Origin of the sequence: Lentzea alba (assembly GCF_011067745.1) — a bacterium.
In the GTDB taxonomy this organism is placed as follows: Bacteria; Actinomycetota; Actinomycetes; order Mycobacteriales; family Pseudonocardiaceae; genus Lentzea; species Lentzea alba.
Map to the genome: position 1 here is coordinate 19,861 of NZ_JAAMPJ010000004.1, position 25,770 is coordinate 45,630.

General features: G+C 66.1%; 23 protein-coding genes, 1 tRNA gene and 1 pseudogene. 9 read left to right on the forward strand and 16 right to left on the reverse strand.

The genetic code is table 11. The features are described from left to right. Nucleotides 1-39: 39 nt before the first annotated feature. The 13 genes from G7043_RS15775 to G7043_RS15835 form a co-directional block, all read right to left on the reverse strand. Nucleotides 40-729, reverse strand: coding sequence for a hypothetical protein (locus G7043_RS15775; protein ID WP_166046429.1), 690 nt, complete (start codon nucleotides 727-729; stop codon nucleotides 40-42). Beyond that, nucleotides 722-3,790 carry a protein DpdH gene (dpdH, locus tag G7043_RS15780; protein WP_166046430.1) on the reverse strand — a complete coding sequence of 1,023 codons (3,069 nt, stop codon included), beginning with the start codon at nucleotides 3,788-3,790 and terminating at the stop codon, nucleotides 722-724. Before dpdH ends, G7043_RS15775 begins: the two co-directional genes overlap by 8 nt. Further along, nucleotides 3,783-4,658: a protein DpdG gene (gene dpdG, locus G7043_RS15785; RefSeq protein ID WP_166046431.1), complete on the reverse strand. Its 876-nt coding sequence runs from the start codon at nucleotides 4,656-4,658 to the stop codon at nucleotides 3,783-3,785. The genes dpdH and dpdG overlap by 8 nt, the downstream gene beginning before the upstream one ends. Next, the gene (dpdF, locus tag G7043_RS15790; protein WP_166046432.1) at nucleotides 4,658-7,225 is read right to left on the reverse strand and encodes a protein DpdF; all 2,568 of its coding nucleotides are present in this window, start codon (nucleotides 7,223-7,225) and stop codon (nucleotides 4,658-4,660) included. Before dpdF ends, dpdG begins: the two co-directional genes overlap by 1 nt. After that, entirely contained in the window at nucleotides 7,215-10,463 is a 3,249-nt protein-coding gene (gene dpdE / locus G7043_RS15795; RefSeq protein ID WP_166046433.1) for a protein DpdE, read from the reverse strand. The genes dpdF and dpdE overlap by 11 nt, the downstream gene beginning before the upstream one ends. A 354-nt stretch (nucleotides 10,464-10,817) precedes the next feature. Next, nucleotides 10,818-10,988: a hypothetical protein gene (locus G7043_RS15800; RefSeq protein WP_166046434.1), complete on the reverse strand. Its 171-nt coding sequence runs from the start codon at nucleotides 10,986-10,988 to the stop codon at nucleotides 10,818-10,820. Between the two features lie 225 nt (nucleotides 10,989-11,213). Next, on the reverse strand, nucleotides 11,214-11,678 hold the full coding sequence (locus tag G7043_RS15805) for a hypothetical protein (RefSeq protein WP_166046435.1): 465 nt from the start codon (nucleotides 11,676-11,678) through the stop codon (nucleotides 11,214-11,216). Between the two features lie 114 nt (nucleotides 11,679-11,792). Continuing rightward, nucleotides 11,793-12,200 carry a YbaB/EbfC family nucleoid-associated protein gene (locus G7043_RS15810; protein ID WP_166046436.1) on the reverse strand — a complete coding sequence of 136 codons (408 nt, stop codon included), beginning with the start codon at nucleotides 12,198-12,200 and terminating at the stop codon, nucleotides 11,793-11,795. A gap of 4 nt (nucleotides 12,201-12,204) precedes the next feature. Further along, the gene (locus G7043_RS15815) at nucleotides 12,205-12,657 is read right to left on the reverse strand and encodes a hypothetical protein (RefSeq protein WP_166046437.1); all 453 of its coding nucleotides are present in this window, start codon (nucleotides 12,655-12,657) and stop codon (nucleotides 12,205-12,207) included. Between the two features lie 58 nt (nucleotides 12,658-12,715). Further along, nucleotides 12,716-13,168 (reverse strand): hypothetical protein, encoded by a 453-nt coding sequence (locus tag G7043_RS15820; protein WP_166046438.1) that lies wholly within the window; start codon nucleotides 13,166-13,168, stop codon nucleotides 12,716-12,718. After that, nucleotides 13,165-14,610: a lipase family protein gene (locus G7043_RS15825; RefSeq protein ID WP_166046439.1), complete on the reverse strand. Its 1,446-nt coding sequence runs from the start codon at nucleotides 14,608-14,610 to the stop codon at nucleotides 13,165-13,167. The genes G7043_RS15820 and G7043_RS15825 overlap by 4 nt, the downstream gene beginning before the upstream one ends. Next, nucleotides 14,607-15,404 (reverse strand): hypothetical protein, encoded by a 798-nt coding sequence (locus G7043_RS15830; protein WP_166046440.1) that lies wholly within the window; start codon nucleotides 15,402-15,404, stop codon nucleotides 14,607-14,609. The genes G7043_RS15825 and G7043_RS15830 overlap by 4 nt, the downstream gene beginning before the upstream one ends. Next, the gene (locus tag G7043_RS15835) at nucleotides 15,401-15,919 is read right to left on the reverse strand and encodes a WXG100 family type VII secretion target (RefSeq protein ID WP_166046441.1); all 519 of its coding nucleotides are present in this window, start codon (nucleotides 15,917-15,919) and stop codon (nucleotides 15,401-15,403) included. The genes G7043_RS15830 and G7043_RS15835 overlap by 4 nt, the downstream gene beginning before the upstream one ends. Nucleotides 15,920-16,165: 246 nt before the next feature. Between G7043_RS15835 and G7043_RS15840 the strand changes: the two genes are divergently transcribed. From G7043_RS15840 to G7043_RS15860, 5 genes and pseudogenes are all read left to right on the forward strand, one after another. Beyond that, nucleotides 16,166-16,945, forward strand: coding sequence for an ESX secretion-associated protein EspG (locus G7043_RS15840; protein WP_313887900.1), 780 nt, complete (start codon nucleotides 16,166-16,168; stop codon nucleotides 16,943-16,945). Between the two features lie 92 nt (nucleotides 16,946-17,037). Next, nucleotides 17,038-17,436: a hypothetical protein gene (locus tag G7043_RS15845; protein ID WP_166046443.1), complete on the forward strand. Its 399-nt coding sequence runs from the start codon at nucleotides 17,038-17,040 to the stop codon at nucleotides 17,434-17,436. Next, nucleotides 17,433-17,987: a DUF3558 domain-containing protein gene (locus G7043_RS15850; RefSeq protein ID WP_166046444.1), complete on the forward strand. Its 555-nt coding sequence runs from the start codon at nucleotides 17,433-17,435 to the stop codon at nucleotides 17,985-17,987. The genes G7043_RS15845 and G7043_RS15850 overlap by 4 nt, the downstream gene beginning before the upstream one ends. A 38-nt stretch (nucleotides 17,988-18,025) precedes the next feature. Next, nucleotides 18,026-19,492 carry a hypothetical protein gene (locus G7043_RS15855; RefSeq protein WP_166046445.1) on the forward strand — a complete coding sequence of 489 codons (1,467 nt, stop codon included), beginning with the start codon at nucleotides 18,026-18,028 and terminating at the stop codon, nucleotides 19,490-19,492. 106 nt (nucleotides 19,493-19,598) lie between these two features. After that, nucleotides 19,599-19,997 (forward strand): annotated as a pseudogene (locus G7043_RS15860) (tyrosine-type recombinase/integrase); the annotation flags it as partial. A 137-nt stretch (nucleotides 19,998-20,134) separates the two neighbouring features. Here G7043_RS15860 and G7043_RS15865 read toward each other — a convergent pair. From G7043_RS15865 to G7043_RS15875, 3 genes are all read right to left on the reverse strand, one after another. Then, nucleotides 20,135-20,208 (reverse strand) — tRNA-Pro (locus G7043_RS15865). 182 nt (nucleotides 20,209-20,390) lie between these two features. Beyond that, nucleotides 20,391-21,506: a sensor histidine kinase gene (locus tag G7043_RS15870; protein ID WP_313887901.1), complete on the reverse strand. Its 1,116-nt coding sequence runs from the start codon at nucleotides 21,504-21,506 to the stop codon at nucleotides 20,391-20,393. Then, the gene (locus G7043_RS15875) at nucleotides 21,500-22,132 is read right to left on the reverse strand and encodes a response regulator (protein ID WP_166046447.1); all 633 of its coding nucleotides are present in this window, start codon (nucleotides 22,130-22,132) and stop codon (nucleotides 21,500-21,502) included. Before G7043_RS15875 ends, G7043_RS15870 begins: the two co-directional genes overlap by 7 nt. 199 nt (nucleotides 22,133-22,331) lie before the next feature. Between G7043_RS15875 and G7043_RS15880 the strand changes: the two genes are divergently transcribed. Genes G7043_RS15880 through G7043_RS15895 form a run of 4 tightly spaced genes read left to right on the forward strand, consistent with a single transcriptional unit; the run spans nucleotide 22,332 to nucleotide 25,767 of the window. Continuing rightward, entirely contained in the window at nucleotides 22,332-22,808 is a 477-nt protein-coding gene (locus tag G7043_RS15880) for a hypothetical protein (protein WP_166046448.1), read from the forward strand. Nucleotides 22,809-22,859: 51 nt separating this feature from the next. After that, entirely contained in the window at nucleotides 22,860-23,357 is a 498-nt protein-coding gene (locus G7043_RS15885; protein ID WP_166046449.1) for a hypothetical protein, read from the forward strand. Beyond that, nucleotides 23,354-24,337: a hypothetical protein gene (locus G7043_RS15890; protein ID WP_166046450.1), complete on the forward strand. Its 984-nt coding sequence runs from the start codon at nucleotides 23,354-23,356 to the stop codon at nucleotides 24,335-24,337. Before G7043_RS15885 ends, G7043_RS15890 begins: the two co-directional genes overlap by 4 nt. A 38-nt stretch (nucleotides 24,338-24,375) precedes the next feature. Beyond that, nucleotides 24,376-25,767, forward strand: a complete 1,392-nt coding sequence (locus tag G7043_RS15895) for a toll/interleukin-1 receptor domain-containing protein (RefSeq protein WP_166046451.1) — start codon at nucleotides 24,376-24,378, stop codon at nucleotides 25,765-25,767. Nucleotides 25,768-25,770 lie beyond the last annotated feature (3 nt).

Sequence of the window (25,770 nt, forward strand, 5' to 3'; positions counted from 1 at the left end):
CTGAGAGGAGGTCGTTGACGAACCTTGGCTTAACTTCACTCACGTACTGATCCTCTTCAGCGTGATCTGCTCATCGAAGTGCAGCGACCGCAGCAACGAGATCTCGTCGTCGGTGATCTGCGCCAGCGTGGGCGGTTGGTCACCCGAAAGCCTCACCATCAGGTCCGCAACTTCGGGAGGCGCGTCGGGAGCATCGGCGAGCATGTCAGCCAACCCGCTGATCGAGGTTGTGAAAAGGCTGATAATCGGTCTGGACAACTCGTTCCCGCGGGACCACCGCTCCAGTTCGCCCTGTTTCCGACGAGCCTCACGCTGGTCTCTTGGCGGGAGCATTGGGATGCGCGTCAGATGCAACTCCGAGATGCGGGCCGAGGCCCAAGTGGACCACGCCGAGCGAGTCTCCTCCTCCAGTCGTTTGCACACTGCAGCAATACGTTGGTTTGCTCGCTCGAAGACTGCGTTGTTGGGATTGGTCACACTTCGCACTTTGGCTTCGAAGTCTCGATAACCATCGTCTACAGCGGACAGATCCACTCTATTGGACCCGATGGTCTCGTTGACCTTGCAGGCAAGTTCAACCTGGGTGCGCAACTCCCCGAGCGAGGCCTTCAGTTTCGTCACCCGACTACCGATCCGCCGCGCCTCGTCGGCGCCCTTCTCCGCGGTCGCCAAGCGACGCGTCTCGCTCCGCAGCTGCTCGACCTTCTCGAAGACGGTTGCCTCACTCATTGGCCGACTCCTCGCTAAACACTATCTCGGCCCACTCGCGAACTACCGAGTTGAGGTTGTCCGAGGTTTCCTCCTCGTGCCCACCGATGCGGTTCCTGGCTGATTCCAACGCCTCGTCCAACCAGTCGTTGCTGGCCTCCAGGAAGGCGCGAATGGCGGGCAGTGCCGGACCACGTCCTCGGGCAGCGACGATCATTTCAGCCTTGGCCCGGTCCTGACCCTCGCCCGACGTATCAGCGAGGCGAGCGAGGTCGTCCTCAAGTTCGGTGATGACGTGCCAGTCCACGTCCTGGACATCTGTCGCGAGCCGCCTCAAGTTCTCGCTCTGTGCAGAGGTCAGGTGCAATCCGTGCTGCTTCGCCTCGTCCATGGCGTCCAGAACCGCCTGCACGACCTTGGACAGCATCCCGCGCGCGACTCTGCGTCGCAGCGAGGCCAACAAGTCCCGCAGCGCGCCCAACTGCTCGTCGACCATGCTGGGGAGCAACATGAATCCTTTGGCCGCGGCCGAGACCCAAGCCGGCACCGAACGGTCGCCGACCTGCCATGTCCACTCCTGGGCCGCCTGCTGGAGCAGCGGAAGCAGATGTGCGGCGTCGATCAGGCGTACCCTTCCGCGCTCACCTTGTGAGATACCAACCGCGTTCCTGATCCGTGTGACTAGCTCCTCGCGCTTGCTCAGGTGATCTGCCAGCGTCGAGTTCCACCGCGGTACGCGCGCCGCGAAGTCCTCACGAACCCACCCTTTGCCGTCGTGCAGGACCGCATCGACCATTCCTGCCTCCGGCATGCCAGGCCAGGCCCGGCCGGCCAAGGCGGCGCCGATCAACGACACCCTCAGCCCCAGCACAAGATCCGGATCGGTGATCTCCTGCTTCACGAGGACGGCCGCAGTGAAGTCTGCGGCCTTCGACTCAGCCAACTCGGCCAAGCGATACACGCTGTCCATCGAGATGGGCGGGTACCCTTGGCTCAATTGCAGTATCGACTTGAAGAATTGGGCGTTCTGCCCGCTCTTCGCGAACTGGATCGGCGCCGACTCCGGGTCGACCTTCAGCCCGCCTCGCGCCCCACGGATGTGCACTGCACCAGAGGTCGCGCTCCAGATCGACTTGAGCGCATCCTTGGTCATGCTATTCATCAACGGATCTGCCCAGTCGTACCGCTGGGTGACCACGTCGGCGGCGATCGTCCTGAGTTCACGGGCGACATTGGACATCGCGTCGGTGTCCTTCGTTGCCCAGTCCTCAATCTCCTGGAGGCGGCTCCGGAGGGATTGTGGCAGCGAAGAACTGCCCGCTTCAGGAGCTTTGTCTCGCTCCACCGCGGGCTTCGGCACACCCCGAGTCCGCGGGCGACGGGTATCTGAAGCCTTCAGCGGTGCCAACCCAAATGCAAGTCGGACCGCCGCTTCCGCTTCGAATGGCGACTCCGCGTTGCCCCAGAACTCCAGAAACGCTCGATACCGATCGACTTCGGCAGGGTGCGCGGACTCCACCATGTCGAGCGTGGCGCTATCGAGCGGATCGTCGATCTTCGCCCGGCGGAACCTGTCAATGAAGCCCCGATGCGGGAAAGCCCCGTCCCGAATGGGCTTGGCGTCCTCGACGAGAACCTTGTGCACCACGGACCCCAGCACCGCGCGCGGCACGAACTGGTACGGCGCCTCCACAGGAGCGGTGGAGTGCACGGCTCTGGTCAGGGCCGATCGGTTAAAGGGGTAGAGGCCGTAGCCCTCGTCTGACACGCCAAACGCAGGGTGGCACTCAGTCTTGAACTTGCAGTCGTCGCAATGATTGGGAACCTCGGCACCCTCCGACACCGCTTCGAGTGCTTCGCTCCCGATCCTGGCGGCGTTGAGATAACGCCCGATGAAGGAGGCCATATAATCCTCCCCACTCCCAGTGGGGTCGAACGGAGCGTCGAGGTCGTAGACGTATCCCACCGTGGCGTGCAGACGCGTCAGCACCGTCTCCGGCAAGGACTGGAAATAGCCGGTTGTCACCGCAAGCAGGGTCCGGATGCGAGCCAGCACCTCGACGCCTTCCCGCCGCGCGGGTTCGATCATGGCGTCCAGCAGTTCCCGTTGCATTCCTTGAATGAGTGCGAAATCCTCTACCAGGAGAATGATCTCGCGGCCCCGCCGGCCGTACTCCCGGCGCACCTCCTCCATCGCCGACACAAGGCTGCCCGCCCCCAGGTTGAAGGCCCGCTTGACTGCGGCCTCCAAACACTCGTTCAACAGGTCGACAGCAGCTACCTTCATCGGCGGGTTAGTGCTGAGCATCTTCAGCACTCCGGCTGTCATCTGCGCGACCTTGCCAATGTCACCGAATTCCAATGGCAGGTCCTCGGTGGTGAACCGCTCAGGACGCTGCTGCTCGCCGTCGCGGCGGTCGTGCAGGAGTTGGTGTGCCAGTTGCGGGATGAACCGCGTCGATTCCAGCATGTGGTTGCGGACGTGGGGGTCTTGCAGCAGAACGGCCACCCCGCGAGGGCCACGCAAGACTCGTATCGGTCCAGACACACCCTCCTGGGTGGTGGCTGACAGTTCTTCCTCAATGCTGTTGATCAGGCGTCTCGCCAGGGCTTCCGGCTCCACACTCGAAGAGAGTTTGTCGATAGTGCGGCGAAGTTCAGCCGCGTTGTCCGATTCAAGGTCGGCGAGTAGTTCTGCGATGACGGCCTTGAGACTGGTCTTCCCCTTCTCCAAGTAGATGACCTTGCGCTTGGGTGTGTCCTCGACCTGCTCTCGAACCCATCTAATGAGATGGGACTTGCCCGTTCCCGACTCACCCACGATTGGCATCAGCAGGGCGCCGGTGTCGGACTTCCGTGCCAAGAAATCGGACAGCACCGCCTTCTCGTCTACGAGGTCCGCTGCGCGCTCCATGTTCTTCGCGTCTTCGCGCGTTCCGCCGGTCAACCGGCTGCGTCGGAGCCTGAACGTGGCATGGGTGGCCAGGAAGACGGCGCGGGAAGGGCTGACCGCCTCGGTGTTGATCGTCTGAGCCGCCTCCTCGGCGCGCCAGCAGGTGTGGAGGGTGAATTGGTCAGCCATTGATTCCCTCCGAGACCACGATGTCCGATACCCGGCGGTTGGGCTCATCCCGATCAGCGACGGTCACCGAACTCGCGCTGTCTGCGAAACGCTCGAACCGCAACCACCCCTCATGGCGACCGCGCAGGAGTGCGAAGGAAAGGGCAGGGCCGACGGCCTGCTCGCCGGGATCTGGAATCCCCAGCCGGATCGAGTAGGCGCCCCCCGGTAGCACGGGTATGGCCTCCCTAATCGTCCGCACCACATCCACGGCTGAGACGGTCTTCCCCACCAACCGGGACGCGGCCAGCACCTGGCGGACCGCCTTCGTGCAGTCCGGGCTCAGCACGCCCGAGTCGGATGTCGGCATCAGTGGTGCGGCGCCAAGGCCGAGCATCGGTGCCCAGTGGACGAACCGTGGCCAACGGACATTGCTCGGTGTTGGGTTCTTGCCCTCCACCGAGAAACTCCTCGCGCTCCTTTCGTCGACCTGTGTCCGGCTGACTGGGGAGTCCAGCGGGTCGAAGGAGAGGAAGTAGGAGAGGACGATGGTCATGTCCCTGTTGCCGGTAATGGGATCGGACTCCAGATCGGTGTTGCGCTCCGGGAAGAAGAGGGCCTCGCGGAGACGGTGCTGGAAGTCCGCCAGGCTCGGCATCGAGTACCGCAGCGTCAGCCTGCCGCTCTCGTCCTGCGCCACCAAGCCCAATTCCAGCAACGTACGAACCGTGGGCTGGAATGGAGGGTCGGACTTCATCCCCGCGCTCAGCGAGTCCGGGCTCATGAACGCCCTGGCCTGGCTGTCGGTCAGGGGCTGTCGCACGCTCAACAGCCGGACCAGCGCCCAAAGTTGGGGGGGTAGCGCCCGGTCGACGTTCAGAAAGGCCATCAGAGGAACTCCAACGCTGCGCGCACGGACACGGTCGGTCGATGGATTGTGGCAAAGGCTTCCGACGCCTTCTCCGGGTGCGAGGTGGCGGCCGGATGGACGACGTAGACGAGGTCCGTAGACCAGATCCTCTCCACCACATCTGTTGGTAGGCACCAAGTTTCGGGCGTGCCGACCCACACCATTGGTCCCGCATAGGACCTCAACAGATCGTCATCCTGGTCGTGGATCAAGGGAAGTTCGCCCGCGTCCCGCTGGAGCGCTGCCATCAATTCCGAAGTCGCACCGGGCCCGCCCACGACGGGGATCCCTCGTCGCACCAGTGCATTGAGTAGCCTGGGCACCGACCGCCGGAAGTCCGCATCACCGTCCCAGGTGATGCTGAGGCAGTTCGTCCGGCCCCGGAAGCGGACGAGTGGGTCGTAGTCGACTTTGCGGGTCGGAGCCGGAAGGAACGGGGATGGTTCGGCCGCCAGCCGGTAGAAGACTTCCCCCGGCCGCTTCTCCTCCCGACGGCACCGCGGGCACCCGCGGCAGGTCACACCGATCGCGACGTCGTCGGTACTGTAGTAGGCCGCTAGCACCTGTCCGACGCAGTGTCGTCCACTGAGCAGGTCCCGCATTCCGTCGACCGCCAGACGCCGGCTGTGCTTGATCTCCCCGCGAACGCGCCTGATCCGCTCCAAGAACTCACCCTCTCGGTTCGCGGCACCGTCCAGGAGGGTGATTTGCACGAACCGATCGGCGGACTGGCTGGGTGTGCCGAGTTCGTCGTCCCAGACGTCGGCTCCGGCCTCGGGGGGTACCGACAACGACAGATCGATCAGTCGGGCACGGTGCATCAGACCGAGGATGTGCAGGTTCCACCCCCGGTTCGTCTTCGAGGTCCTGGACAGTTCGGCTCGGTAGCGGTCAAGGTCGACGCGGTACACCTCCCTTTCCAGCCGCTCTGCCTTGACGAACATCGCGTGCCACCGCTCGAACGCCAAGGCCGCGCTGATGAGCCGCTCGTCCGCGAGGCTCGCGGCGACGTCGAAGTCTTCGTCGGTGCTCAACAAGACCGACAGGGACGGGAAACCGTCGCGTCCACCGCGCCCCACCTCCTGATAGAAGCGGTCCACGGATTCCGGCACGCAAGCGTGCACGATCGTCCGGACATCGCCCACATCGACTCCGAGACCGAAGGCAGAAGTACCGACCACGACGTCGTAGGCGGTCGAAACCTCTCCAGTCGAGTCCCGACCGCTCCATCCCGTCATCGCGTTCTGCCGCTCGACATCGGAGGACTCACCAGTAACCGCAGTGACTCGACGCAGACCTGCCTGGTGCAGTCGATCCCGCCACCACCGAGCATCGCGGCGAGTAGTTACGTAAAGCACCATGGGCTTGGGCAGCAGGTGCACTGCGCGCAAAACCGCTGACACGCGGCCCGCCTCGGTCGTGTGGTGTGCCACGTAGAAACTCGGTTCGTGCCGCAACTGCGCTGCAGCAACGACCCGCGTACGCTCGGGGTCGCCGAACATGAACCTTAGGCTGGAGATCTGGTCACGTGTAAAGGTCGCGCTCATCGCGACCGTCACTGGAGCCCTGCCCTCCGGGGCCGATGCGACCCACCGATCACGATGCCTGGCCATCGTCTGGAACGACTGACGGAACCGGATACCCCACTGCTCCACTAGATGGGCCTCGTCGATCACGAAGTGGCGGAAGTACCCGGCGGCTGCGGCGTCTTCCAAAGCCTTCGCGAGACCGGTGACCAAGGCCTCCGGCGAGGTGAACAGCACACGCTGCCGACCGGATCTGATCGCTTCCCGGATCCGTCGCTTGTCGTCGTCATCAAGCCCGCTCACGTAAGCGAAACGGTCATCCGGCGCGCCGATGTCGTGGTACCGCATCACCTCCCTGGTCCGCCGCTCCATGTCCAGCGCGAGCACGACAGTTGGAACGACGACCACCGCCAACCCCGACTGCTCAGGGGACACCAACCCTGCGCCCAAGGCGACGGCGGTCTTGCCCTGCCCGGTAGGCAGGCTGAGGATCAGCGTGGAGCCCGGCTCGGCAAGCGCTACCGCACGAGCCAGTTGCCGCTGCCCGGTGGATTTATAGGTTCGATGACCGAAGGCACTGGTCATGAACGGGTCGGCCGGCACAGCCGCAGGAGTGAAGCGTTGGTGCGCCTCGCTGCCGAGGTAGACGTTGATCAGGTCTTCTTCGGCTGCAGCCGACGCCAGGGACGGCCCTCCCATCTCCGGAGTCCACGGGTTCGCCCACACGCGCAATCCGCTGGGCGTCTCAACCACGGTGCACTCGGCGTTCGACCACTCGGATATACCTGGGAGTGCCGGATCGAGCGGTACGACCAATCCCGCGTTGTTTCCCCGAGCCGCAGCCTCCAACAGCACCTGCCGGGTCAGCACCGCCACGTCGACCTTGGACGCGCGTTGCGTGCCCAACTCACGTACGGCGTCAGTCAGCCTGCGCTGGAGCCCGGTCGCATCGTCGTAGGACGGGATGGTGGGCCACTGGCTGAACAACTGCTGTGCGCCCGTCCACGAATCAGAACCCACGAGCCTGCCCTGGAATCCCCGTCCGGACCACGCACATCGCCGCGACCACGCGTGCGCTGGGGTCGCTGACCCCGTCCGCGAGAGCGGACGTCAGGGCGTTGTCCAAAACCATCGTCTCCTCGTCGTTCACCAGCCGGCCCGCCAGCGCCCGCGCCTTGGCCTGCGCCTGCATCACCCGCAAGCCGGCCTTCGCTCGTCCCAATGCCGCCGCGGACAGTTCGGTGAGCTTCGCCGTCTCGGCCAGGTGAACGCGTGCCAAATGCTGCGCCTCGACACCGGTTTTACGGAAGCCCGCCCAGCCGCCGAGCAGACCGATCAACTCGTCGAGCTTCCGTCCGGTGATGTCGTGATCACGCCGAGGGTCGAGCGGTCGCTCCAGCCACCTCGTGGCCTCCGGGTCTGCCACTGCGCAGTCCTCTTCTGCCTCGACCCACACCCGCATCGTGAAAGGGGCAAACAGCCGATCGGCGCGACGCCGCAAGGCGGGAACCGCGCTGGGCGCATCGGGTACACAAGCGATCGCGGCCCGCAGGTCCGCCTCGACCAGGAAGTCGAAGCCAAAGTAGATGCCCGGTTCCTCTTCTTGACGCCGGGGGTCGATCCGGACCACGCATGTCGCCTGGCCCCTGTCGTCGTTGTCGATCACATGCGCCAAGAGGTCGACGACCGGGTTGCCGATGCGGAAGATCCGTCTGCCCGGAGGCTGAACGGCGACAGATCGGTTGAACACACCCTTACCCGAGTCCTCGCCGAAGCGGGATCGGGCAACGCGCAGGATGCTCGGGTCGACCCTGGGCTTGGACCCGGCAATGTCGAACACCTCCACGCGCCTGCCGTCGATGGATCGCTCCAGCCGGCGGATGTTGATGCCGCCGTTCTTGTCCGATGTATAGCCAAGGACCGCGTCCCGGATCTTGTGCCAGTCGGTCTCCAACTCGCTCATGGCGTTCGCCACGTCATCGGAGTAGGTGACGCTGTGGTGGATCGACTCCAGCATGTCCATCTTGTCGATTTCGATCGACGCTTCCTTCAACGCCCGCTCGACCTGTTCGGCGCAGTCCACCAGCCCGTCCGGCCCGACGTCGAGGGCTCGACGCCACACGAAGCCCAGCCCTTGAGAGATCGCGTCCTGAAGCGTCGACACCGAGGTGTCGAAGATGCGATAGCCACGGCACAGCAGTTCCAGCCACGAGGTCGTTGCCGCCAACTCGCCATCCAAAGGCAGCACGACGTAGTGCACGGCAGGCCCGTGTGGTGTGTTCCTGCCGCTCTCCACGAATCTGTCCACCCGCCCGAGCCGTTGTTCGAGCCGGTTGGGCGACCATGGCAGCCTCAGGTGGATCGCCGCGTCTGCGACCTGAAGGTTGAGGCCGTCTTCACCGGAGTCATCGCACACCAGCAGGCCGCTCGCCGCATCCCGCCAGCTGGTGACCGACTCCTCCGCGTCCTCCGCAGCCATGGATCTCGTATGCCGGAACATCGGAGCCTTCGGGAACCGCGCCCGCAGATGGGCGGCCAGGTCGTCCGCGAGGGCACCACCACCACAGAACGCGATCATCTTGCGGTGCTGTGGGAGCACCGACAGCAGGGCCTTGGTCACCGGCTCGAAGGCGATGACGCCGCTCTCGGCCACAGCCTCCTCGACCGCGCACAGAATATCGGGCTCGTGGGCCAGGACCGGGGGGAAGGTCAAGAGTCCGCGATCCACCGGGTCCAGGTCGATCGACGGTTCGACATGCTCGACCCGCAACCGCAGGATCTCGAGGAGGTCACGCCCACTGACGCCCGAACGCGACATGAGGATGCCGTAGACCTGGGCGTAGCTGGCATCCTCGTCCTCGATCCCCATGTCCAGCAGGGCGCTCCGTGTACCGGTCCGCCATTCTTCGAGGATCTCCTGGATTCGCTCGTCGGCAGGGGACTCGATCGTCAAACGCCTCGGGAGCTCCCGCCCCCGCACCTCGTACGGCACGAAGTCGGAGTCGGCCCGGTCCGCCAAGACTTGGGATCGCCGGTGGCGGATCGTCCGCCGGTGCAACCTGTAGGTCTCGCTGATGTGTCCTCGCAACTCGTCGACGCGCAGCTTTAGCTCGTCCTCGTCGGCGATATCGGCGAGGTCGCCGTCGAGCGTGAGCAAGGAGAGCACCGCAGCACCCAACTCCTCAACTCGCTTGTCCTCGGGAAGGACCGCACGTACCCGATCAATGTTCATCGAGAGCAGAGGTGGCCAGTCGGCATCGATCGCGTAGACGACATCCGCGAGTTCGGCACGCAGAGCGTAGCGCGCCTCGAACGCCGCCCGGTCCTCCCATCGGTAGACGTCAGGGTCCAGGAGGTGCAGCAGGCCGAGGTGGGTGATCAGGTTCGACGTGATGGGAGTGGCAGAGAGGAGCAGAAGCCGCTCCGCGGTGTGGGCCAACGGTGCCAACTCGCGGTACGGCGACGAGTTTGGGTCACCTCCCTGGACGAGCGCGTGCGCTTCGTCCACGACGAGCAGATCGCTGTTCTTGTGCTTGGCCCAGCCGGTCGGGTTCTCGTGTGCGACGACTCTGATTTCGGCTCGCGGGAAGTCGTCGGTGAAGAACTTGCCCGTCAACTCACGGATCCACTGCCTGCGCAGCACGTCCGGCGCCAAGATCGTGATCTTGGCCAAGGGGTTGTCGATGAGAGTCTGACGGACGACAAACCCGGCCTCGACCGTCTTCCCCAGTCCGACTTCATCGGCCAAGAGGTACCGCTGAACCGGGTCCGACAGGACGGTGAGACTCGCTTGAACCTGGTGGGGGAACAGTTCGACCGCAGAGGACAAGAATGCGGGGACGTTCGCACAAGCGGCGCGCTGCCGGACCAGCGCGTTCAACATCGGCATACGAGCCTGTCGAAAGAACCAGGGCTCACTCCCGCCAGCCGTAAGCACGTGCAGCGGATCCTGAACAGGGCGGTTCCAGCGCACCCTCAGATCCGAGCCGCTCACTCGCCGGTCCTCGCCGCTGTTGGGGAACCGAACGAAATACGATTCACCCTGCCGGGCGGTGACCCTTCCCGCGGTCCAGTCGTGGGTGTCGGGGTCACACCAAAAAACTCGCGCCCCCACGGGGAGCATGACGGGTTGACAATCCTGCACGAGGGCATCAACAGTTTCGGCGATCGGTTCGGCAATCGACTCGAAGTATTCGATGCGGACCCGACTCGACTGAATCGCACTCACACGACCGATGTCCCATCTGCCCAGTTGCATGATAAAACTGCCTGGCTGCAACCCCGATACCCCTCCCGTGCTCCGGCGAGATGGAGGCCCTCTGGTACGTGCGACAGGCATCTCCCACGGGCACTCCCGCATCAGAGTACGCATCGGCGCCAGGCAAGGCATCGTTACTCGGACTTTCTACGGAGAACCTGATTCGACGCCACCTGAGGTGCCAACCGGAACTCGACGACACAGATGCATCGGCTGCTTCTCACTGCTCGACGTACTCAGCGCACGCGATCGTGCCTACCGGAATTTCATGGCCTGCGAGCGATGTCGCCGACCGACCTGTGGAACTGATGCGGCCATGGATAGCGGGGGCTCGACAAGCTGGGTAGAGCCGCATCAGCGATAGCTCGAGTTGTCGCTGAAGTAGTCGTCCTCGACCGCCTTCGGCTTCCGCAGCTCAGGCGTACCGAAGGCAGGAACGGACACATCGGTGTCCAACTGACCTGCCTGCCCGCCGACCGCGTTCCGGAACTCGCCGAGCACGTTGGCCGCAGCGCCTTCCCTCACCCGCCGCACCAACTCCATGATCTTCGCGGAGAGCTCCGGGTTCTGTGCGATCTTGAGATCGAGCAGGGCCCGTTCGGTGACACCGTCACGGTCAGCATCTTGTCCTCGGAGGTGACGGTCTGCGCCGCCATCTCCGGGTTGCGACGGAACGCGGCCGCATTGCGCTGCAGTTCTGCGGTCGTGGCCTCGAAGTCGGCCAGCCACTCGTCCGGGGTCAGGGTTCGCTCACTTCATCGTCGGTCTCGGCCCGTACCTCTCCAAACCGACTTTCGGCGACACGCCAATATCGCCCTGACCGATCGACTTGGGCAGGCCCACTTCACCCTTTGCCGGCGGGTTGTCCGAGGAGTAGACGACGTACTGGAACGACATGTGGTCCTCACGGTCGTACGCCGTGCTCAGCCAGTAGTCGCGATTCGCGATGTCCTCCAGCTTTTCGAGGATCTCGGCCGTGTCCGACTCCGCGCGGACGATGACATCGAGATCGATCTGCTGCCCCGAGTCGATGCCGTGCACGTAGACGTAGGTCGCGTCGACTACCTCTGGCTGCGCCTTCCAGTCCGCCACGATCTTCTTGCAGAGCTCGTCCACGTCCTCGTAGTACTGCACGAAGAGATTGCATCCGGACAGCAGCCCGACCAACAGCACAACCACGCCCACCACACCGACCACACGCCTTGCCGCGCTCACGCCACTCCCTCCCGCTTCCCGTGACAAGCCGACGTCACCTCGGTCGGTTCTGGTTCCGAAGGCGACCGTTGTGCGGTTCGCAGTCGTACCGGGACGCCCGCTACGCAGCAACCTCTACGGCCGCCGGTAGATCGAGTTGTCACTGAAGTCCTCGTCCTCGACCAGCTGCGGATGATTCGGCTTCCGCGGTTCAGGAGTACCGAACGCAGGCACCGACACATCGGTGTCAAGCTGTCCCGCCTGTCCGCCGACCGCGTTGCGGAACTCGCCCAGCACGTTGGCCGCGGCACCCTCCCGCGCCTGCCGCACCAACGCCATGAGTCTCGCCGCGAGCTCCGGGTTCTGCGCGATCTTGAGGTCGAGCAGGGCACCGTTCGGCGCCACCGTCACAGTCAACGCCTTGTCGTCGGAGGTAACGGTCTGCCCTGCAGCCTCCAGGTTGCGGCGAAACGCGACCGCGTTGCGCCGCAATTCAGCCGTCTTGGCCTCGAAATCAGCCAGCCATTCGTCCGGAGTCATCATCCACTCACCTCGTCGTCGCTCTCGGCCCGTACTTCTCTTCGGGCGATCCGGAACCCTGGCCGAGCCCACCCTGGTAGATCACCGGACCGGGCGTCGCGGACCCGCCGCCGAGCGCGCTGCTCTCGGAGTGGACCGCGAGGTTCACCTTGACGTCGTTCGACGAGGTCTTCTGCCAGAAGTTCTTTCTGGCGACCTCCTGCAACTGGCCGATCACCTTGTCCTTGTCGACATCCCCGCGGATCATGACGTCGAGGTACAAGACCTGTCCCTGATCCAGTCCATGGCGGTACTCGTATGTCGCCTCGACCACCTCCGGCATCGCCTTCCAGTCAGCGACCGTCTGCTTGCCGAAGCTGTCCACTCCCTCGTGGTACTGGTCGGCGACGTTGCACCCGGTCAGCAAGCCCACCATGACGAACAGGCTGCCCAGCACAGCTGAACGCACTGCGGTGCTCACTTCACTTCCTCGCACCCCAGCGAGGACGTGTCTCAGAGTCTCCCAGCCTCATCCACACTCACCTTTTGGACGGTCTCGGTCCGTACTTCTCCAGCGCGACTTTCTCAGGCACACCAAGACCTTCTCTGCGAATCGACCTGTCCGGTTCCGGTTGCCCGTCTACGGGCGGGTTGTCCGAGGAGTAAGCGACGAACCGCAGCGACAGGTCGTCGCGGTCATACGCCGGGCTCTCCCAAAAGTCGCGATTCGCGATGTCCTTCAGCTTGTCGACGACCTCGTTCGAGACCGACTCCGCGCGGACGATGACCACCATGTACATGATCTGTCCCTGGTCGATCCCGTGCCGGTAGTCGTACTTCGCCTCCGCGACCTCTGGCTGTTCCTTCCAGTCCGCCACGATCTTCTTGCCGAGATCCTCCACGTCGTCGTGACGCTGCTCGAGCACACTGCACCCCGCCAACAAGCCGACCAGAAGGGCAACCAGGCCTGTCAACCTCACCGCCGCGCTCAATTCACGCCCTCCCGCGACACTCGATAACGCAGCAGCTGCGAATCAAGCCCGCTGCCTTGGGTGAACGCACCCGTGCTGTCCAAGAATCGCCGCACTGAAGGATCCGAACTCCCGTCCAGTTGCCCAGCCACGGCAACGTAGTTTTGATCGACAGGCGGCTCGTCGCGGTGCCTCTCGTCGTACCGGTGTCCACCGATGCTGTGGTTGCCGCCGATGCTCCCGGTCTGGTTCTCGAAGGTGACCGTCGTGCGATTCGCGGTGTTCGGGTTGTCGCTGGCGTCAAGGCGCGGAACGATGTCGTTCCTGTTCTCCAGCGACAGCATCTGCACGTTGCCGGGAATGTCGATGCGACCGACCGGTGAGCCGGCGGTGACCACGTGCGTCACGTTGTACCCGCTTGCAACCAGGTCGCTGCTCGACTGGGCGGCGACGATGCCGCCCTGGCTGTGGCCGACCAGCATCACCGGCACGCCGCTGCCCTGCGCACCGGCCTCACGCAGCGCCCTCTCGATCCCCAATTGCAGGACGGTGTTGTTCCCCGCCATGGCGTCGACGTTGACACCTGAATCGTTGGCACTCTTGGGATCCCACGGCGCGTTCCAGTCCTTGGTGCCAGGGATGTCCACGATGTAGCCGGTCACCTTGCCGTTGGCGTCCTTGATGACTCGCACATCGAGGTTGCTGTTGTCCTGGTCACTGTTCGGGTCGTTGCGCACGTCAAGACCCAGCATGATTTCACGCAAGTTGTGCGGCCCAGGGTCAGGCAAGGGCATCAAAGCGGTGACATGAGCGTTGCCGTCAGCGTACGTCGCGGCCAGCAGGTCCAAGGTGGTAGCCAGGTCGACGGGCACGCCGAGCGCGGACAACATGCCGGGTGACATGCCGATCAGGTTGTCGATCATGCCGGGGTGGTCGACCAGCCACTTCTGCCAGTCACCGTCGTAGTTGGCGTACACATCGGCGGCGATGGCAGTACCTGTTGCGAGTCCAGCGGCAACGACACCACCTGGCGCCGACGCGACCGCAAGGCCCGCCATCCAGCGCGAGGCGTCGAGTCCTCTAGCTGCGAGTTCGTCGGCAGCCTCGTACGCCAACTTCGTCGCGCGCAGAGCATCACCGCGCAGACCGATGGCCGCGGACGTGGCGGTGAGACCGTTAGGCCCGTCAAGCGCCATGGCCATGGCCGCCTCGAACTTCACCACACCGGACGGATTGAGCAGAGCCGAGGCCAGCACGTCCGGCTCAGCGAGAAACTTGTGCCCGGCCAACGCGGTCTTGAGCATGTCGCCGGCAACTTCATCGGTGAGAGCGCTCATAGCCACGAGGTCCTCACCCTTGGCTCGGAAACCGCCGGCACCACCACTGACCTCGATGTCCGCGACTGGGGCGATCCCCACATCCCTTGCCGTCGGAGCGCCGGGCTCCACAGGCTCGTCACTCATGCCAGCGCTCCTGCCACTGCTGGGGCGACCCACGTGCCCAGATCCTCACGATCAGCCGGTTCCAGTCGCACGATTCGACGGCCTGAACCATCCGGTTCGGGATCGAGGCCGCTCCAACCACCGTCGGTGTGCACCCAGCTGACCTGAGACGCCATCCCGTTACGACCGACGACAAAACACCGCAACGCCCCGTCCGTCTCGGTCGCCACCTGTTGAGCGAGCGCCGCCTCGTCGCCGGACAGTCGCAACCTGGCAACGACAGCAGCCGGGCCGCCGGGGTCGGCATCGCGAAACAGACGGGCGGCGCCCATCTCCTGCAGCGCCGCCAGAGGCAACCGGCCACGCAACGGAGCCTGCTCCGGTCCGCCTCCGCCCAGGCGTGACTCGATCCCGGCGTTGGTGTCCTGGCTCTCGGGTGGAACCGCCCGGATCAGCTCCCTACCCAAATCCGCCGAGGCGAACATTGACATCTCCACCGCGTTGTCACCCAACTCGAACAACGACGCACCCAACGGACCGGAGATCGCGTGCATGCTGTGCAGCCCCTTGCCGTCGATCGCCGCGACGGTGTCCAGCATGACCATCGGCAACGCCAGGATCTCCAGGTTCTTGATCACCGACCGGTGGAGCTCGCCGCCTACCCCGTCGACCACGCGCTTCTTGATCAGACCTGCCTCGGCAGGACCTATGTCCGCCGAAGGCCTCCAGGCCGGCGGCAAGTCGACACCGGTGCGTTCGACGAGGTACGCAAATTCACCGGCGGTCAGCACCAGCCTGTGCGGTGCCGAGGTCATCTGGGCACCCCCTGCCCACGCAGGTACTCGCCCGCCTCCAGCCACGCCTTGTCCCCTGCGGGCGGGAGGTTGTCGGGTCCCCACTTCCAGCCGGTCCATGGCGGCTGCGGAGGTGACGGCGGCTGGCTACCGCCGAAACCCAGCACGTCGGCGACACCGTTCGCGAAGTCCCGTGCTGCCTGGTTGAACGCGTCGACCGCGCGATTGAACCGGTCGATCGCGCTGGTGAACCAGCCGACCACGGCTTCGGAGATCTTCTTGATCATCGCGATCAGCTCACGCACTTCCTGCGCGTGTCGGCGCAGCAGCGCGGCGGCCTCGGTCAGCCCGTCCGCAGCCTTCTCCAGCTGCCGCTTGTCCCCGCCGACGGTTTCCCGGCAGCGTTCTGCGGCGACTGAGTGCCATTCCATCTTGTGCGCGTCGTCGTCGAGCTTCTTGGCCCGCTCCCGCACGCCATCAGCGCGCTTCTCGATCTCGCCCGCGATCCGGTCCAGCTCGTCCGGGTTCCCGTACATGTCTCCGCCCCTCACTCACAGCGAGCGAATCATGACAGGTGGTGGACGCGCACGCCGTTCACCCGGAATTGCGTGCTTCTACCTATCCCCGATGCCGATGTCGACCGCGATCTACTCACGGACCGTAGTGATCAACCCCTCAACAGGGCCAACCCGTTCTGTAACGCTCCGTAGAGCACAGGTCGACTGGCAGTATGGCTGCCGGTCACGCACCGTGGGAGCGGTGTTCGGGGAGGGAAGATCCACGTGTCAGGGGAAATCGTCTGCTCGTTCGTCGAACTCGACGTGCTGGGCGTGGCGCTGAGGCGCGATGTCCGGCAGTTTCCGTTCTCGATTCCGCACTTCGCCGTCGAGGTGGAGGAGCGGCTGAGGTTGGGGCAGGCCGCGCAGGATGAGCTGATCGCACGCGGGTTGATTCGCAGGGATGACTTCGCCCCTGAGCTTGTGCAGGCGCTGAACGTGTACGCGCGTGGGCGGGTCGCCATCGCCATGCGCGGTGTCGCCGGCCAGGAACAGCATCTTGCGCTTGCGGTGATCGACGACCATGCCGGCGTGCTGGCGGCGCAGGAAGGCGAGGCGTTGCGGTTCGAACTGACAGAACCTGACTCGGTCATCCGCAGGCTCGTCGGGCTGTTGCCACCGCTGTCCCCAGGACCGGGCACCTCGGTCACCGTGACCGCCAAAGCCCCGCCGACCGCGCGGCGACGGGTCGACGAGGACTTCTCCGACTTCACGTTCACCTCGACGGTACGAGCGGCAGGACACTCGCCGGCGGCGCAACGAGCGGCTGCCGAGGACATCCTGCGACAGCCACGACTGGGTGGCGGCGACTTCCTCGTCACTGCCCGCAGCCGCAACAGCCGACAGAGCACTCCGATCACGATGAACTGGCTGGATACCCCAGCGGGCCGCTATGCCGTCCTGAACAGCACCGATCGTGACGGACGACTCCAAGCGACCTACACGCCGGCTGATCTCGCTGCACTCGACCGGCACCTGACCAACCTGGTGCGGAATGTGTCGTGATGGAACCGGCGCCGCTGGTCACACGCCGGAACCGCCGGACACGGTGAGCGACGAATTGCTTACGTTGGGGCACCTGTCAGGGAGGGGCAGCAGTGGCTGACATCTGGTCGAGCGTGAGTGGCTTCGGCGACGCATTGAACAGCTTGAAAGCTGTCGGCGCAGCCGGCGGCTGGGCCATCAACGAGTCCGGCGGCCAAGCCTTGATCTCTGCAGCTCAGGACCTGCATGACGAGCTCACGGAACTCCTCCACCAGACGGACCAGCTCGCTGAGGAGCTACCGCTTGGCACTACGCCTGCCGCCCAGGTCTACAAGCCGTATCAAGCGACGATCGCAAGTGATCCCCATCAGGGCCTGATCATCGTTCTGCGGAAGCTCCAGGAACAGGCGCTCGAGTTCAAGACGGAGGTCGAGAAGGCAATGGCGGCCTACCAGTCTGCAGACGAAGGCAGCCAGCACGGCATCAAAAAGGCAGGCGGGCCTGCCGCATGAACACCAAAGGATTGCTTGTGACATCACGTATCGCCGTGCTCCTCGCCGCAGGCGCGCTGGCCCTCGCCGCGTGCAGTGACACGACTGGCACGGCGCGCCCGACGACCGAGACGACGAGCACGTCGACGACCGCCGGCAGTCCAACCAGCTCAAGTGCAAGCAATGGTTCGCTTGCTGATACCGATCCCTGCACTCTGCTGACCGCTAGCGAAGCAACCGAGATCGGGACCGAGGGAACGCCAAAGCGGCAACAGGTAGGATCAGCGGACACCTGCATGTGGAAAAAGTCTGGTGCCGCGGTCTCCGTCGGCATTCGGACCAACCTCGGACTGGCACAGACGCAGGCAAGTGGGGGCCAGATCACGGACATCACTGTTGGTGGCCGAGAAGCCAAACAGGTAAGTGGTCGGTCGTCTGGAAGTTGCCTCGTCGTCCTCGGGGTGTCGTCCTCGTCGCGCGTTGACGTGACCGTCACCCCGCCTGCCTCCGGCGGCGATCCTTGTCCGCTGGCTTTGGCGTTCGCCGAGAAGGTCGAGCCGAAGTTGCCGTGAGGCGCTTGTCCTGACTGTGGGTTGAAGGAGTGCAGGGGATGAACGAGGGGCCGCGCGGTCAGTCCGGTGACGTCTATTCGCGGTACGGGCTGCAGCGTCACGGCGAAGTCCAGACCGGTCAGCAGATCCATGACCAGGTCACTGCGCTGAACCTGGCGACACATGGACCGATCATGGGCGCCTTGATGGCTGTGGTGCAGGGCAGCGGCCAGGTCGACGATCTGTTGGACGGGCAGGCCGTGAGCCTGCGCAACCAGGGCGTGTCGGCTCGGCAGGCCCCGGCCGCTCCTGGCGTGCACTACCTCGGGATCCCGCACCGGCAGTTGCAAGAGATGATCAACGGCGGCGACCCTGGCACAGTGGGCGCGGTCGGCGACACCTACGCACAGATCGGCAACAAGCTCACCGCGTTCCAGGACCGGATCGCCCGCGCGATCGGCAACAGCGAGGCCGACTGGAGCGGCAAGGCCGCCGACCAAGCCCGCAACGCGGTTGCTGGTCTGGGCAACAAGGCTTCAGGGGTCGGGACAGCGGCGCAGCTCGCGGGCACGCTGATCATGCAGCAGTCGCGCGCTTTGAGCACCACGAGGTCCACCATGCCAGCGCCACCGGCCACCCCATACGACCCCGCGCAGGCGAACGCTAGGCGGATGGCGATCACCGACCCGATCCTGTACGTCCAGCAGGCGGCCGCGGACATGGCCGCCTACCAGGAGCAGAAGAAGCAGCATGAGGACGCGGCGCGTGCGGTGGAGACCTACGACCGCACGGTGACGCAGACCGCTACGGCCCTGCCCGCGTTCGCGCCCGCTCCGCCCGCTCCGCCGGCACCGCAGCCCCAGCCTCAACCCGAGCCCCAGCCGCAGCCCCCGATCGGCATCGGCGATTCGAACGGCCGCGGGCTCACGCCACCGCCGCAGGTCGGCGACACGACCAACGCGGCTTGGTCAGCGCCGCCGGTCACCAACACCGGCGGGAACACCACCAACATCAGCGGATTGGGCGGTGGCCAGAACAGCCTCGGTCTGGGCGGCAACCAGATCGGCGACGGCAACAACAACCGCGGCGGTGGACTCAACCCCGGATTCCTGCCCGGCACCGGACCCGGTGACAAGGGTGTCCGCCGGACCGGTGGGCCCGGCGGTACAGGGGCTGGCCGCGGCGGCACCGGCACAGGCACAGGCGGCGGACGCGTGCCCGGCAGTACCGGACTCGGCAATCCCAACACTGCCAAGGGATTCGGTCCCGGTGGGTCGGCTGGTGTGTTGCCCGGTGAGGGCGCGGCAGGTCGTGATGGCACGGGCGCCGGTGGCGCGGCGAGTGGCCGCGGCGGCGCGGGTGCCGGCGCGATGGGCGCCATGGGAGCCGGTGGCGCGAAGGGCAAGGGCGACGAGGATCTCGAGCGGACCACGCCGTCGTATCTGCTGGAACCGGACCCGGACGAGACCTTCGGCAGCAACGAGATGGTCGCACCGCCGGTGATCGGTGACTGGAGCGACCAGTAGATCGCCCAGTGTTCGGGTGGCGGCAGCGTGAGGACGGCGTCGTGGTCGGGGTGTTCCCGCACCACCGCGTCGCCTATCTACGGCACGAACTGAGCGCCCTGCAACCGAGCGCGCCCGGACCGTGCCGCTGATCGAGGAGATCCGCGAACTAGTGGAGCGTCGTATCGCGGCGACGGACGGCACGAAGAACGCGCGGCTTTTCGTCGGCACGCGCGGTGGCCGGATCACCACGGCGGTACTGCGCGACGCGACGCACTGGGATGAGGTCGTGACCAAGATCGGATTCGACCACCTCAAGCGCCACAGCTTGCGACACACCGGCCTGACGTGGATGGCCGACGCAGGCGTACCGATCCATCGCCTTCAGAAGATCGCCGGGCACGGCTCGATCACGACCACGCAGCGGTACCTGCACCCGCAGTACCTCGCGCTTTTCGAGGCCGCCAATCTGCTCTCTGCACACCTCAAAGAGCCGAGCGGGAAGCCGCACCTTCGAGCCGTGTAGTCACTCGGATAGTCGCTCTGGTCCACAAATGGTCCACAAGCGATCTTTGAAGTGGATCAATACAAGATCAACCAATGAAAGACAAAAGCCCGTCTGATCAGGCAATTCGCCATGATCAGACGGGCTTCTATCGACCGTCGGGACGACAGGATTTGAACCTGCGACCCCTTGACCCCCAGTCAAGTGCGCTACCAAACTGCGCCACGTCCCGGCCACACTCCCGGTTCCCCGGCGTGCAGAAAGAATCCTACAGCACCCCGAACGGAGATCAAAAACGGCCCCTCGCACGAGGGTCTAGCTGCGGAAACGCCGGAAATACGGCGGGGACCCGGCGTACGGGTCCCCGCGTCCCTCGGTCCGACCGATCCCCCGATCCTCGACCGACAGCTAGAACTATGCGTTGGCCGAGGATCGGGCACCACCTCCGAAAGTCGAGTCTTGTCCGTCAACCTTCGATTTACCGGGCGGTAGGACGGCGGACACGCTGAAGCCGCCGTCCGCGCGGTACGAGGTGGTCAGGGTGCCGCCGGCCAGGCGGACTCGTTCGGACAGGCCGTGCAGGCCGGCGCCGCCTCCGTCGCCTAGCGGTGGGAGTTCGCCTGGGCCGTTCACGACCGACACGCGGACTGGGGTGGCTCGGTCCACGGTTACCGTCACGGTGGCGCCTGGGGCGTGTTTTGTCACGTTGGTCAGGGCTTCTTGGACCACGCGGAACAGTGCTCTGGAGACTGCGGGGGAGAGGGCCGCGTCGCCCGTTTCCGACAGGGTCACGGACACGCCGGCCACGCGGGCGCGGTCGATCAGCTCCTGCAGTGACGGGTAGGAGGTGTCGGAGTTCAGCAGGCCCAGGGCGGCTCGCATTTCCGCCAGGGATTCCTTGGCCAGGGCTCGCAGGCGCAGTGCTGTCTCGCGCACGGCGGGGTCTGAGGCGGTTGCGGCCAGGGCGGCGGACTCCACGGCTATCAGGGTGGCGTGGTGGCCGACGGCGTCGTGGATTTCGCGGGCGATTCTGGCTCGTTCGGCGGCTCTTGCGGAGGTTTCCTGGGCTTCCAGTTCGGCGGCTCGGGCTCGGCGGGCCTCGTAGAGGGACTGGGTCAGGTCTTTTCGGGCGGTGACCAGGGCGCCCAGTGCGGTGGGGGCGGCGGCCAGGCCGAAGGTGAAGGCGGTGGTCAGGAGCAGAGGGCCCAGCGGGATGGACTCGGTCAGGAGGACGGTGAGGGTCGCGGCGACCGTCATGAAGACCACCCAGAAGAGCTGGACCGGGATGGACTTCTCCTTGCGGCCCAGGCGGTACTGGGCCACCAGGGCGGGTGCCCAGCCGAGGCCGCCGGCTATGGCCGGGATGCAGAGCAAGGAAGCCAGCCACGGCCAGCGCAGGCGGACGGGCAGGAGCAACGAGGCGGCCACGGCGGTCCACAGGGACCACGGGAACGGGCGGTCCTGGGTCAGCAGGACCACGCCCGTGGTGATGCCCACGGTGAGGATTTCGCGGTAGAGCGGCTTCACCACACGCCGACCTGGTGCGCGACGAGCGCCGCCTGCACCCGGTTTTCCACGCCCAGTTTGGTCAGGACGGTGGAGACGTAGCTCTTCACCGTCGCCTCGGACAGGCAGAGCTCCTCGGCGATCGAGTGGTTCGAACGGCCGGCGGCCACCAGTTCCAGGACCTGGCGTTCACGCGCTGACAGGGAGTCCAGTTGCCTGTTGGCGCGGAAGCCGCGCAGGCGGGGGAGCAGGCGGGCGGTGATGCGCGGGTCCAGGACGGCACCGCCTGCCGCCAGGTCGACCACGGCGCGGACCAGGGTGTCGGGTTCGGCGTCCTTCAGCAGGAAGCCCTGGGCGCCCAGGTCGAGGGCGGTGGCCACGTAGTCGTCGAGGTCGAACGTCGTCAGCACGGCGATGGCGGGCGGGGTGGCCCACTGGCGCAGCCGGCGGACCGCTTCCAGGCCGTCCACGCCGGGCATCTGCACGTCGACCAGCACCACGTCCGGTAGGTGGGCCAGCACTTGTTCGACGAGTTCGGCGCCGTCGGCGGCCTCGCCGACCACCTCCACCCGTCCGTCGGCTTCCAAGAGGACCTTCAGGCCCCGCCGCAGCAGGGCTTCGTCGTCGGCTAGCACCACTCGTACGGCCACAACTCCAACCAACCGCACCCCATGCCAAAGGGCAACCAGATCACCCGTGTGCGCACTGCGGACGGGGGCCGCGAAAACCGGGACGTCGCAGGTCGGGGTCGTCCAGAAACGTCCCGCGCACGTCCATGACCGGATTCGACAGTTCCCCTCGACCACTGAAGGGAGCTGGGGAGAACGAGAAAACTGATCAGCTGGGTCGGTGCCGCACTTCGGGCCGGAGATCGACGCGTACTCGCCCTACCAACCGCAGACGACGTGCGAGGCGAGTGCCAAGCCTGGCCCGATCGCGGTGCACGACCTGCTGAACGCGACGTACGGCACCCACACCGCGGGCATCAGCCGCAACTGCAACGGCACGACCAGCGAGCACCACGAGGGCAGGGCGCTCGACTGCCACTTCAACGCAGATGACCTGGTACACCGCCGGGCAGGCGGCGGTCGACGGGGTCGCCGGCCGCCGTGTCGATGCGGGACGGGCACCAGGAGGTCTTCACCCGCGGCGCCAACGGCAGCGTGTGGCACAAGCGGTCCCGTGCTCGACCACCTCGCCGAGGCGCACAACGTGCTCGGCCCGGCTGGACGTGAGCACCACGAGACCGCGCTCGCCCTGGCCACCCGGATCGAGTACCGCCGCGAGATCGACCGGGCGCGAGCCGGCCGCTCGGTTGCGTCCTGACCGGGTTGTTCGGGCTGTAACGCTCCGCGTGGCGGCTTGGATGAACGTGCCATGAGTCTGGTCACCGTCGAGGGCAACCAAGTCAGGTTCAGCGAGGCGGTGTCGCGCGTCGCCGGCTCGCTGGGCCCGCTCGGTCCCGCCGCTCAGTGCGTCGCCGAGTCGTACGCGCTGGCCACCGAGATCGACCGGGTCGGCCAGTCGCAGGCCTCGCACGACAAGGAGGTCAAGCTGGCGGTGCTGGACCAGCGTCGCCGGGAGTCCACCGCGACGTTGCGCAGCATGCGGAAGGAGCTCGGCCGGGCCGACAAGAGTGCGGCGGCGTTGCGGGAGTGCATGGTCAACATGCAGCTCGCGACCGTCAAACCGGGGCTGGAGCTGGCCGAACGTCGTGCGTACATCGACCTGACCCGGCATTTCACCACCATGCTCGTGCAGCACCACTCCGAGCTCACCGGTGGCGTCGCGGACGTCATCGACAAGGTGCTCAACGGATCCGGCGCCACCGCTCTCGCACCCAAGCGGAACACGAGCCGCGGTCGCCGCCGGTGAGCCGCAACCGCAGGGGCTGCGGAGGCTGCGCGCTCGCGTTCCTCGCGCTGTTCTTCGGGCTGCCGCTGACGATGGTGCTGGTGGCACCGGCGATCGCGGCGCGCATCGTGGCCGACGGCCTGCCGGAGCACGCCGCGTACCTGTCGGAATGGCTGTGGGGCGCGGCTGTCTCGGTGCCGCTGGGCGTGCTGTCGGTGCGGTTCGCGTTGAAGAGGAACGGCCGCGTCCGCCGATCGGCGCTGGTGAAGCGGTGGCTGGGGCTGCTGGTGCGCGGCCTGGGGCTGCTCGCCGTCATGAACGTGTTCGTGTTCGTGACGAAGAAGCCGGCCAGCGCCGGTGAGCACGTCATCGACGACGGCATGGGGCTCTTCGTTCGCGCGGCGCTGATCGGTGTCGCCGTGCTCGTCGTGTTGGCGTTGTGGGACCGTCGCGCGCGGCGGGTCACCGTCGAGGAAGTGCGCGCGGCGGCCGCGGAGGCCGACCGGACTTTGCAGCGCGTCCGTAGAGAGAACGTACGGGTGAGCCGCCAGGCCGAACGGGTGCGGGCCCGCCTGGTGAAGCTCCAGACCCGGTCCGATGTGGAGTTCCACGGCCTGCGCGTCTTCCACCGCGAGTCCTACCAGTGCGCCGACACCGCGCACATCGCCTACCAGTCCGCGCAGACGTCGTTGCACACGATGTCGAGCCTGGTCCGCCGGGCCCGGCGCGCACCGCTCCAGCTGGTCGCGAGCAGGAGGGCACGCGCCGAGATGCACGCCGCCGCGACTCATCTGGCCCGGTCGCAGGGCGAACTGCGGGAGCAGGTCGACCAGGGGTTGAGCATGGTCCGCACGCTCAACGCCAACACCTCCGACCTCAAGCACGAGATCCGCGACAGCTGCGGCCGGCAGGGGCGGGAGTGGTTCGAGGCCCTGGAGGAACGCATCGAACAGGCCCGTGAGGAGCGCCGGGTGGGAAACCGTGTTGGAGGCGGTCAGTAATCTCCACGCCGGAGCCTCACCACGAGAGGGTTTGGGCGATGCCTGGCGTGTTCGTCAACTACCGCACCGGCGACGGTGAGTGGGCCGCTGCCCTGGTCAAGCGGGAGTTGAGCGCGCGCTTCGGGGCTGACCAGGTCTTCTACGCCAGCCAGTCGATCCGCCTGGGCGAGGACTTCTCCCGCGAGATCCTCAGCGGGTTGCGCCGCTGCGAGGTGCTGCTGGCGCTCATCGGGCCCCGCTGGGTGCACGCGGTGGACCGCGAGGGCGTGCGCAGGCTCGACAAGCCGGACGACTGGGTGCGGCGCGAGATCACCGAGGCCTTCCAGTGCGGCCTGCGGGTCATCCCGGTGCTGATGGACGGCATCGACCCGCTCACCGAAGCCGATCTGCCGGACGCGTTGAAGCGCCTGGCTCGGTGCCAGTACCTGCGCATTCACCACCGCAGCGACGACCTCGACCTGCCGCGGCTGGTGGACGAGCTGGTCGAACTGGTGCCGGAGCTGGTCACCACCAGGCCCGCGGCGCCGGCCGCGGTGCGTTCGGACCGGCCGGGCGAGGGGGAGCTGCGCAGCACCGTCACCGAGTTCCGGCAGGCGCTGGCCGAGCCGATGGGGCAGACGGTGCACGAGCGCGTGCAGGCCGCGGCCTCGGCGGTGCTCGAACTGCTGACGGAACCGCGTTACCCCACCTCCGGGCACCTGGACGAGAGCGATCTTCCCGCCGCGCTGGAGAAGCGGCTCACCGCGTACGAACACGACATGGCGCCGTTGCTGCGATTGGTGGCCATCGGCGTGCGGTCCGGTGATCGGCGGCACGACGAGCTGTGGACCGCTCTCGTCGAACGGTTCCTGCGTCCCGAGTCGCGAGACCGCGGCGCGCAGGACGTGTGGGTCAACGCCTCGGCGTACCCGGCGTTGCTGCTGACCTGCGTGATCGGCGTGGCGAGTGTGGCGTCGAGCCGCGAAGACCTCCTGCACCGGCTGTTGTGCCGCACCTCCGCCATCGCCGCAGACGGGCGGTCAACGCCCGTGTTGCGGGCCCTCGCCTTGCGCAACGTGGTCGACCCGCGGCACGCAGCGGCGCTTCCCGCATGGGGCGGAGCGCCTCCTCATCAGGCCTTGAGTGTGCAACTGCGGCAGGTGCTCAGCCGCGTGTTCTTCAACGTCGTGGACGGTGCCGCGTTCGAGTGGGCGTTCGCGGACTACGAGTTCCTGCGCAGCCTGCTCGAACTGCACGACGCGCCGTTCTCGTCGCTGGGCGAGTTCGCCGTGCGCCTCGAACACGACGACTCCGTCATCTACCAGCGCAACGCGGCGCGGTTGGACGCCGACTCGGCGCTGCTGCGCGCCGGGGCGTTCGGCGGGGACACCGGCCAGGTCGCGGCGGCGTGGCGCGAGCTGCGTCAGGCCACCCGAGCGCGTTACTCGTGACCG

Bases quoted from the DNA above. Each gene is read 5' to 3' on its own strand.
- G7043_RS15885 (WP_166046449.1), top strand. From the start codon at position 22,860: ATGAGTCTGGTCACCGTCGAGGGCAACCAAGTCAGGTTCAGCGAGGCG.
- dpdE (WP_166046433.1), bottom strand. From the start codon at position 10,463: ATGCAACTGGGCAGATGGGACATCGGTCGTGTGAGTGCGATTCAGTCG.
- G7043_RS15850 (WP_166046444.1), top strand. From the start codon at position 17,433: ATGAACACCAAAGGATTGCTTGTGACATCACGTATCGCCGTGCTCCTC.
- dpdH (WP_166046430.1), bottom strand. From the start codon at position 3,790: ATGGCTGACCAATTCACCCTCCACACCTGCTGGCGCGCCGAGGAGGCG.
- dpdG (WP_166046431.1), bottom strand. From the start codon at position 4,658: ATGGCCTTTCTGAACGTCGACCGGGCGCTACCCCCCCAACTTTGGGCG.
- G7043_RS15810 (WP_166046436.1), bottom strand. From the start codon at position 12,200: ATGATGACTCCGGACGAATGGCTGGCTGATTTCGAGGCCAAGACGGCT.
- G7043_RS15825 (WP_166046439.1), bottom strand. From the start codon at position 14,610: ATGAGTGACGAGCCTGTGGAGCCCGGCGCTCCGACGGCAAGGGATGTG.
- G7043_RS15835 (WP_166046441.1), bottom strand. From the start codon at position 15,919: ATGTACGGGAACCCGGACGAGCTGGACCGGATCGCGGGCGAGATCGAG.
- G7043_RS15895 (WP_166046451.1), top strand. From the start codon at position 24,376: ATGCCTGGCGTGTTCGTCAACTACCGCACCGGCGACGGTGAGTGGGCC.
- G7043_RS15830 (WP_166046440.1), bottom strand. From the start codon at position 15,404: ATGACCTCGGCACCGCACAGGCTGGTGCTGACCGCCGGTGAATTTGCG.
- G7043_RS15855 (WP_166046445.1), top strand. From the start codon at position 18,026: ATGAACGAGGGGCCGCGCGGTCAGTCCGGTGACGTCTATTCGCGGTAC.
- G7043_RS15775 (WP_166046429.1), bottom strand. From the start codon at position 729: ATGAGTGAGGCAACCGTCTTCGAGAAGGTCGAGCAGCTGCGGAGCGAG.